Origin of the sequence: Streptomyces sp. NPDC005438, from assembly GCF_040606315.1 — a bacterium.
GTDB lineage: Bacteria > Actinomycetota > Actinomycetes > Streptomycetales > Streptomycetaceae > Streptomyces.
The window spans coordinates 1-4,962 of the sequence record NZ_JBEXEP010000025.1; the positions used below are offsets into that span (position 1 = coordinate 1).

Annotated in this window: 3 protein-coding genes and 2 pseudogenes; all 5 read right to left on the bottom strand. The window is 69.1% G+C overall.

What is annotated here, in order from left to right; all coding sequences use genetic code 11:
* Positions 1-125 (bottom strand): annotated as a pseudogene (locus ABZT14_RS25485) (ATP-binding protein); the annotation flags it as partial.
* A complete protein-coding gene (locus ABZT14_RS25490) occupies positions 106-807 on the bottom strand; it encodes a DUF742 domain-containing protein (RefSeq protein WP_356306878.1) in 702 nt (233 codons plus the stop codon). The gene ABZT14_RS25490 and the pseudogene ABZT14_RS25485, both read right to left, overlap by 20 nt.
* A 128-nt stretch (positions 808-935) precedes the next feature.
* A complete protein-coding gene (locus tag ABZT14_RS25495) occupies positions 936-1,349 on the bottom strand; it encodes a roadblock/LC7 domain-containing protein (RefSeq protein WP_356306884.1) in 414 nt (137 codons plus the stop codon).
* 10 nt (positions 1,350-1,359) lie between these two features.
* Positions 1,360-4,539, bottom strand: coding sequence for a nitrate- and nitrite sensing domain-containing protein (locus tag ABZT14_RS25500; RefSeq protein ID WP_356306881.1), 3,180 nt, complete (start codon positions 4,537-4,539; stop codon positions 1,360-1,362).
* 309 nt (positions 4,540-4,848) lie between these two features.
* A pseudogene (locus tag ABZT14_RS25505) lies at positions 4,849-4,962 on the bottom strand (ATP-binding protein); the annotation flags it as partial.

Here is a 4,962-nt window from a genome sequence, read left to right on the forward strand (position 1 = left end):
AGCGGATTAATCTCCGAAACCGCACCGACGAACGTCGTCTTACCCACACCAAAACCACCCGCCACCACGATCTTCGCGGAGGTGGTCGAGCGGGCAGCAGCGCCGCTAGAGCTTGCGAAGTCCACTGAGCACCCTTTCGAGCAATGTCACATCTGGTTGACCGTCGACGGTCTCGTTCCCCCCACCGGGCTGGTGGATGGCGACCAAGCCGGCCTCGGCAAGATCAGCGACGAGGATACGAGCGACGCCGAGAGGAATGGAAAGCAGTGCGGAGATCTCGGCGACGGACTTGATCTCATAGCACAGGCGGCAGATCCGCTGATGTTCGGGCAACTGGCCCTGAAGTCGGGAGGGGTCGGCGGTGGTGTGCACCAGGGCCTCAAGCGCCAACTGGTAGCGGGGGCGGGTGCGCCCACCGGTCATCGCGTAGGGACGGACCAGCGGCTGCTGGTCGCCGCGCGGTTCGCTCGGCTCCTGACGTCCCGTCATCGGCGCTGTGGTCTCGGCCCGTTGGGACGGGACGGCACCGTGCTGGGAGTGCCGGCCACCGGTGTTCCGGGGCGCGCCGTACGAACCCTGCTGGGGGTTGCCGGCCGGGCGCTGCTGCTGCCAGGAGGGCTGGTAACCACCGGACTCGCGGGGCGGCGGCCCAGACTGCTGCCGCTGCGCCCGCACATGACGGCTGGGCCCGGAGGGGAAGTTGAACCGTTGGGTCGGTGTGTCGGGCACACCGTACGTGGGGTCACTGTGAGCCTGCTGATCGCGGCCGTCACCGTACGACGGTCCGCCTCCCTGGGGCGTTGCCACGTTTCCTCCTCCAACTCGCTGGCTCCGATGAAGCCACCACCACGGTGTGGTCCCGGGGCCGAGTACACCGTGCCCCCGAACCCTATGGCGCGAAGGTGTCGCGCGCCCAGTCGTCTGCGTAGTAAGCGTCAGTGGAGAAGGCTCCCCTGCAGCTCCTCGCGGAGCGCAGGAGTGAGCACGGTGCCGGCGCGATCGACCAGCAACGCCATCTCATATCCGACAAGACCGATATCAGCCTCTGGATGGGCGAGGACCGCGAGGGAGGAACCGTCCGAGATGGACATGATGAACAGGAAACCCCGTTCCATCTCCACCACCGTCTGGTTCACCGCACCACCCTCGAAAATCCGTGAGGCTCCAGCGGTCAACGAGGTCAACCCCGAAGCGACCGCGGCGAGTTGATCGGCACGATCGCGTGGGAAGCCCTCGGACATCGCGAGCAGAAGGCCGTCCGCGGAGACCACCACTGTGTGCGACACCCCCGGGGTGTTCTCCACGAAGTTGGTGATCAACCAGTTCAGGTTCTGCGCCGCCTGGCTCATCGGGCTCACACTAACGCTCCTGATCGTAGGTGCTGCCGGGGCCGAAGCCCTGTCGGTCGTTCTGTTGCCTGTCCGCCCCGGCCGTACGACCTCGGCGAACTCCGCGATGCAGGTTACTCAACCTGCCCCGCACATCCTCGGGGGCCCGCGAAACCTCCGGCCCCCCTCCCTGTACCTCCTCGGCGGCGCCCTCGATCAGGTTCGCTCGCGGCACTCGCCGAGGCAGCCCGGCGGTGGTGACACCACCGGCCTCCGGCTGCCGGGCCTGTTCGGCCCGACGCCACCGTTCGTCGTTCGCCGACCGCCAGGCTTCGTCCGCCCCCTCGACCGGCGAGGGCGGCTGCACCGACGCCCCCTGGGCGGGAAGCTCCGGTCGCGAGTCCCACCCGGGCGACTCGGAGAACCGGTCCTCGGGCCGCTGGGTGTCGGGACCGGCCACCTGAGGCGCGCGCCCGGGTTCGCGAACCGGAAGTCCCGAACCGGTGGTGGCGCGGTAGCCACTGGGGGCAGGCCCTGACCGCCCGAAGCCTACGTGGTCGGAGTCACCAGCGGGAATGTCTGGCGCGGAATCCCCACCCCGCGCGGGCGACTGGTCCCAGTCGCCGGATTCATCCCGCGGGTAACCGGTCACCTGACCGGAGTCCACCGGTAGCCAACCCGTCTCCGGCTGGGGGACCCGGTCCTCGTACGGGTGGTAACCGCCCTGGTCGTAGCCGGGGGGCGGGGTGTCCTGCACCGGTTGGTCGGTGTACCCCACCGGGCCCCGGCCACCCCAGGAGGCCGACGGGTCCGACCAGCCCCCGACCGGCGCCGCCCCGCCGTCAACCGGTGGGGCCTGGCCACTCCCCCGGTCCGGCCGGTAGCCGTCGGCCCCCTGCGACTGGCGCGGCAGACGGGCCTGGTCCTGACGGGACTCCATCGCCGCCTGGAGGGCGTTCCGGGCCTGCGCCCGGCTGACCGGGTCCAACGGCGTCTCCTGGTACCGGGAGTCGTCGAAGCCCAGCTCGGCCGCCGAGGCGGTCGAGTCGTGGCCGGCCCGCGAAGACGGGTGCTCGGGGACGATACGGGAGACGGTGAAGTCCTCCTCGGACTCCTCCTCGCCGCCACCACCCCGGGTGATCGCCTCCGGCAGCATGACCAGGGACGTGGTGCCGGCCTGCTCCCCCGAGGGCCTCAACTGCACCCGGATACCGTGCCGTTCGGCCAGCCGGCCCACCACGAACAGACCCATGCGCTGGGCGATGGACACGTCCACCCTCGGAGGGTTGGCCAGCTTGTGGTTGATGTCCGCGAAGTCCTCGGCGGTCAGCCCGATGCCCTTGTCGTGGATCTCGATCATCACCCGCCCGTCGGGGAGCCGGGTGGCCAGCACCTCGACCTTGGTCTGCGGGGAGGAGAACGAGGTGGCGTTCTCCAGCAGCTCGGCCAGCAGGTGCACCAGGTCGTTCACGGCGGCACCGTGGATCTCGGTCTCCGGTATCCCCGAGAGGTGGATCCGGTCGTAGTGCTCGACCTCCGAGGACGCGGCACGCAGCACGTCCACCAGCGGCACCGGCTGGGTCCACCGGCGGCCCGGCTCCTCCCCGGCCAGCACCAGCAGGTTCTCGCCGTTGCGCCGCATACGGGTGGCCAGGTGGTCCATCTTGAAGAGGCTCTCCAGCTGGTCCGGGTCCGCCTCCTTGTTCTCCAGCCTGGTGATCATCTCCAACTGCCGCTCGATCAGGCCCTCGTTGCGGCGCGAGAGGTTGGTGAAGATGGCGTTGACGTTGCCCCGCAGCAGGGCCTGCTCGGCGGCCAGTCGCACCGCCTCGCGGTGCACCCGGTCGAAGGCCCTGGCCACCTCGCCGATCTCGTCGCCCGAGTCGATCGGAATGGGCTGGATACGGGTGTCCACCCGGCCGGGGTGGGTGCGCGACAACTGGTTGACCAGGGCGGGCAGTCGCTCCTCCGCGACCTCGAAGGCGGCGCCCCGCAGCCGGCGCATGTTGTGGCTCATGGACCGGGCCATCAGTCCGGCGATCACGAAGGCGAGCAGCAAAGCCGCGAGCACCGTGGCTGAATCCATGATGGCCCGCCGCTGCGCGCTTGAGGCGATCGAGGAGGTCTCGCTCACCGCTTCCTCGGTCAGGTCGCGCTCCACCGCCCCGTAGGTGTCGAAGGCGGAGGTGGCCGCGGCGTAGTACGACTCGCGGGTGATCCCGTCCTTGCGAAGGTCCGAGGCGCTGGCGCCGCCACCGATCTCCTTGACCATCTCCAGCAGTGGGGGCGGGGTGACGAACTTCTGCCCCTTGGCCCGCGCGTCGTTCCTGGCCCGCTCGATCCGCTTCTTGCTGTCGGCCAGCGCCTTGGCGGCCTCGGACTTCAGCTTCCGCTCGTCCTCGGGTCGGCCCCCGGAGTTGTACTCACCCAGCGCGATGCGCTCCAGGTAGGCGTACGAGGCGAGCGCGGTCAGCTGCGCCTTCTTCCCCTTCTCCGAGGAGTCCGGCCGGACCAGCAGGTGGGTACCGAGAGCGCGCTGGAGGGAGACGGCGCCCTGGGCGAGGCTGATGGCGTAAACCGTTCGCCCGAAGGACGTGACGTTGCCCGTGCCAAGACCCAGGTGGTTGGCGAACTCCATCAGGGGGTGCTGGACGGCGACGTACGCCTCCTCGGTCTTCGCCCCGTCCATGCTCTTGGAGTAGGCGGCGGCACGCAGCGGCTCCAGTCGCGGTTCGGCCTTGTTGACGGCGTCCAGGCGCCGCTTGAGTCCGGGCTGGTCGGGCATGTTCCCGACGGCTCGGCGGAATCCCTTGCGCGCCCGGTCGGTGGCCTGCCGGGACTCGGCGACCACCGGGTCGTCCTTCCGCCCGTCCAGCAGGGGTTCGGCGGTGACGTCCCGCTCCACCAGCAGGGCGGTGCCGTACTTCGCCGCTGCGCGGACGAGTTCGGCGGTGCGTCGGGCGTCGTCCGCCTGCCGCCAGGTGTCGATGGAGGACTGCACCCGAAGGCCGCCGAAGACCAGGGCGACGACCACGGGGATCAACAGGATCGCGTTGAGTCGCACGGGAACGCGCCAGTTGCGGACGGCGAACCGGCTGCCGGAACGCTCGGTGTCCGGCGAGTCCTGCGCCACCGCCGCCGAGGGCGGACTGAAGTTGCCCCGCGTCTCGGGCGATGACTGCTGCGCGGAGCGCTTCTTGCTTCGCCTCACTCGTCCTAACCTCTCGGCGCTCGATCTCCGCTGCCGGGGACCGCCACTACTGCTGAGTAGAGGAATTGCAGCACGCCACGGGGCGGTTTCCAAACACTTGGGACAGCGCCTATTCGACCGTAGCGGGGGCCAAAAAAACAGACATCGCGGTCAATGTGTGACGGACGTCAAGAGGTAGACAAACGCAGAGAGAACACCCACTCACCGTGGGTGCTCTCTCTGGATCTTGTGTGCATTGAACTGTTATGAACCGCACATGTATTCGTGCCACGCCAGGGCGGGCGGCACGAAGTGGCGGGTTGAGCGGATCTAGCGCAGGCGGGCCAGAAGCGCGTGCTCGACGAGGGTGATCAACGCGCTCTTGGCATCAGCCCGATGACGCGCGTCAGTCGTGATGATCGGAGCATCCGGCCCGATCTGCAA